Origin of the sequence: Mesorhizobium sp. M4B.F.Ca.ET.089.01.1.1 (genome assembly GCF_004022605.1) — a bacterium.
In the GTDB taxonomy this organism is placed as follows: domain Bacteria; phylum Pseudomonadota; class Alphaproteobacteria; order Rhizobiales; family Rhizobiaceae; genus Mesorhizobium; species Mesorhizobium abyssinicae.
The window spans coordinates 1-3,460 of record NZ_RZOS01000536.1; the positions used below are offsets into that span (position 1 = coordinate 1).

4 protein-coding genes are annotated in these 3,460 nt (G+C 65.5%); 3 read left to right on the forward strand and 1 reads right to left on the reverse strand.

The window, feature by feature from the left end; translation table 11 throughout:
* The 3 genes from EN780_RS30105 to EN780_RS30115 form a co-directional block, all read left to right on the forward strand.
* The coding region (locus tag EN780_RS30105) for a D-arabinono-1,4-lactone oxidase (protein ID WP_128276107.1) at positions 1 to 991 on the forward strand (991 nt) is incomplete at its 5' end.
* A complete protein-coding gene (locus EN780_RS30110) occupies positions 988 to 2,121 on the forward strand; it encodes an alanine racemase (RefSeq protein ID WP_128276108.1) in 1,134 nt (377 codons plus the stop codon). The genes EN780_RS30105 and EN780_RS30110, both read left to right, overlap by 4 nt.
* Before the next feature lie 140 nt (positions 2,122 to 2,261).
* Positions 2,262 to 3,197, forward strand: coding sequence for a bifunctional helix-turn-helix transcriptional regulator/GNAT family N-acetyltransferase (locus EN780_RS30115; RefSeq protein WP_128276109.1), 936 nt, complete (start codon positions 2,262 to 2,264; stop codon positions 3,195 to 3,197).
* Here EN780_RS30115 and EN780_RS30120 read toward each other — a convergent pair.
* Positions 3,194 to 3,460, reverse strand: a 267-nt coding sequence (locus tag EN780_RS30120) for a GyrI-like domain-containing protein (protein ID WP_133372773.1), incomplete at its 5' end; no start/stop codon positions are given. The two genes, EN780_RS30115 and EN780_RS30120, sit on opposite strands and share 4 nt — an antisense overlap.

The window sequence follows — 3,460 nt, forward strand, 5'->3', positions numbered from 1 at the left end:
GGGCCTGCCCAACATGGGCGACATCGACAAGCAGGCGATCGGCGGCGCGCTGGGTACCGCCACGCATGGCTCCGGCCCGAAGCTCGGCGCCTACCATACGCAGTTGGAGACGCTGCAGTTCGTCGACGGGACAGGGAAACTGCGCGAATACAGCCGGGCAGGGGACCAGGACATGATCCACGCCACCGGCGTCGCGCTCGGAGCCTTCGGCATCCTCACCGAAGTGACGATGAACAACATGCCGACCTATCGGCTGCGCCGCCGCAAATGGGTGCTGCCGATCGCCGAGATGCTGAAAGACTTCGAGACGATGATGGCTGCGCATCGTTCGGCCGAGTTCTACTACATACCGTTCTCCGGCTACGCGCAGTTCATCGCCAGCGATCTCTCCGACGCCGCGACCACCGCGCGACCGACCGAGGAGGACGAGGCGGGGCTGGCGACGCTGCGCAAGCTGCGTACCGCGCTCGCCTGGCTGCCGTCGCTGCGCCGCCGGCTGATCCTGGGCGCGATCGCCAAGCTGCCGGCCGAGGACTATGTGCAGGACTGGCTCAACGTCTATGCCAGCGATCGGCAGACCAAGTTCAACGAGATGGAATATCACCTGCCGTTCGAGGAGGGGCCGAAGGCGCTGGCCGAGATCATCGAGCTCACCGAGAAGCGCTTCCCGGAAGTCTACTTCCCGATGGAGGTGCGTTCGGTTGCGCCGGACGAATTCTGGCTTTCGCCCTTCCACAAAAGGCTCACCTGCTCGATCGCCATCCACCACGATGCGGCCAACGATCCCGAGCCCTTCATGCGGGCGGCCGAGCCGATCTTCCGCAAGTATGGCGGCAGGCCGCATTGGGGCAAGATGCACAGCCTGAAGGCCGCGGATTTCAAGAAACTCTATCCGCGCTGGGATGACGCCATGGCGGTGCGGCGCGATATCGATCCCGAAAACCGCTTCGTGTCGCCCTACATGGCCAGCCTGTTCGGCACCGATACATGAGCGCCTATTTCGCCGATCTATCCGAGGCGCTGAGGCAAGCCGGCATCTTCCAGCCCGCGCTCGTGCTCGACCGCGACCGTCTCGACCGCAACATCGCGCTCGTGAAGGAAAGACTGGCGCCGGGCCTCGCCGTGCGGCTGGTCGACAAGTCGCTCGCCTCCATGCCGCTGCTTCAGCATATTGCCGGCGGGCTCGGCTCCAGCCGTTTCATGACCTTCCATCCGCCGATTACGCAGGCCGTGCTCGACGCCTTTCCCGAGGCGGATCTGCTCTACGGCAAGCCGATGCCGGTCGGCGCGGCGAGAGCCGCGCTCACCAAGGGCGGCGCCGGCTGGTCGCGCGTCTGCTGGCTGATCGACACCGAACAGCGGCTGGCCGAGTATGGCGCGCTGGCGGCCGAACTTGGCACCGACCTGCGCTTTGCCTTCGAGATCGATGTCGGGCTGCATCGCGGCGGCTTCGCCAGCCCCGAAGACCTAAAGGCGCTGACCATCCCGAACGGCCTGCGCTGCGAAGGCATCATGGCCTACGAGGCGCACGCGCCGGAAATCCCTGGCCTGTTCGGCGGCCAGGGCGGCGCGCTGAGGAAAGCCCAGGCGCTGGCCGAGGAATTCGCCGACAGCCTCGGCGAGGATCAGCGCCGCATCCTGAACATAGGCGGCTCGAAGACGGCGTTGCTGCACCATGGCGGGGTCGCCAACGAAGTCTCGATCGGCTCCGCTTTCGTGCTGCCCAGCGATTTCGACGTGCCCGGCCTGGATGGTCTCCAGCCTGCTGCCTTCATCGCAACGCCAATCCTGAAGGTGGTGGAGCCGGTGCTGCCGGGGCCGGCCTCGGTGTCCCGCATGCTCACGGCGCTTGGCCTGTTCCCGCGCAAGGGCTGCTACCTCTACGGCGGCAAGTGGATGGCCGGGCCGGTATTTCCGGAGGGCATGAAGGTGAACGGCCTGATGGGCCTGTCCTCCAACCAGCAGTTCATGGCCCTGCCGGCCGGAGCCGACGTGAAGCCCGGCGACTGCGCCTTCCTGCGTCCGACGCAGAGCGAGGCGGTGCTGCAGCATTTCGGCTCGATCGCGGTGTTTTCGGACGGGCGCGTTGTCGAGCGCTGGCCGGCCTTGCCGATGGGGTGAGGTGGCCAACGGCCGTTGCCGTGATCCTTCGCGCCCCCTCTGTCCCGCCGGCCTCAGGCGTTCTGTCTGGTGCTTCGAGCAAGCATTTACTTGACTAAGTCAACTAAATACCCGATCTTCTCCCTGACAGGAGAAGCGCCATGACCATCCATCATCCACCCGGCAAGGAGCGCATCGATACCGTGCGCGCCTTCAACCGCTTCTACACGCGCCAGATCGGCCTGCTTGACGAGGGCCTGCTGAAGAGCCCGTTCTCGCTGACCGAGGCGCGGGTGCTTTATGAGCTCGCCCATCACGATGGCCTCGTCGCCAGCGACCTTGTTCGCGACCTCGGCCTCGACGCCGGCTATGTCAGCCGTCTCCTGAAGAAATTCGAGGAACGCGGCCTCGTCGAGCGCGCCGCTACCGAAGCCGACGCCCGGCGCTCCTCGATCGCGCTGACCCAAGCCGGGAGGGATGCTTTCGCGCCGCTCAACAAGGACTCGCATGCGCAGGTCCAGGCCTTGCTCGACAAGCTCCCGCCGGCCTCGCAGGACAGGCTGGTCAAGGCGATGGGCACCGTGCAGCGCCTGCTCGGCGATCAGCCGGAACCCAGGGTGCCGTATGTATTGCGTCCTATGCAGGTCGGCGACATCGGCTGGGTCACGCGCCGGCAGGGCCTCATCTATGCGCAGGACTATGGCTGGGACGAAACCTATGAGGCGCTGGTCGCCGAGATCCTGGCTGAGTTCGTCAGGAAGTTCGACCCGAAATGGGAGCGCGCCTGGATCGCCGAGCGGGAAGGAGAGGTCGTCGGCTCGGTCTTCCTCGTGCGCAAGTCGGACGCTGTGGCGAAACTGCGCCTGCTCTATGTCGAGCCGTCCGCGCGCGGCCTCGGTATCGGCAAGCGGCTGGTCGATGAATGCATCGGCTTTGCCCGCGCCAAAGGCTACAGGACGCTGACGCTGTGGACCAACGACATCCTCGTCTCGGCCCGCCGCATCTATCAGGCGGCGGGCTTCGAACTGGCGGAAGAAGAGCGTCACCATTCCTTCGGCAAGGATCTGGTCGGCCAGACCTGGAATTTGGAGCTCTAGCCCTTCACCGGTATCCAGATCTCGAGTCCGCCATTGCCGCTACGCGGGTCGAATTCGGGGCCGTAGCGCTCGAACTCCGGCGCGTCGGCGACTTCGTGGCCGGAGGCCGGCAGCCATTTGTTCCAGATCGTGTTGACCGTGCGGCGGATGGTCGAGATGTGCTCGCGATGCGAGAACACCGCATATTTCTGCGCCGGCACGCGCACGCGGAAGAACTCTTTCGGCACTTCCGAGAAATCGCTGACCTCGACGCCGGCGACATA

Excerpts from the sequence above, each read along its gene's own strand:
- EN780_RS30110 (WP_128276108.1), top strand. The coding sequence starts at position 988 with ATGAGCGCCTATTTCGCCGATCTATCCGAGGCGCTGAGGCAAGCCGGC.
- EN780_RS30115 (WP_128276109.1), top strand. The coding sequence starts at position 2,262 with ATGACCATCCATCATCCACCCGGCAAGGAGCGCATCGATACCGTGCGC.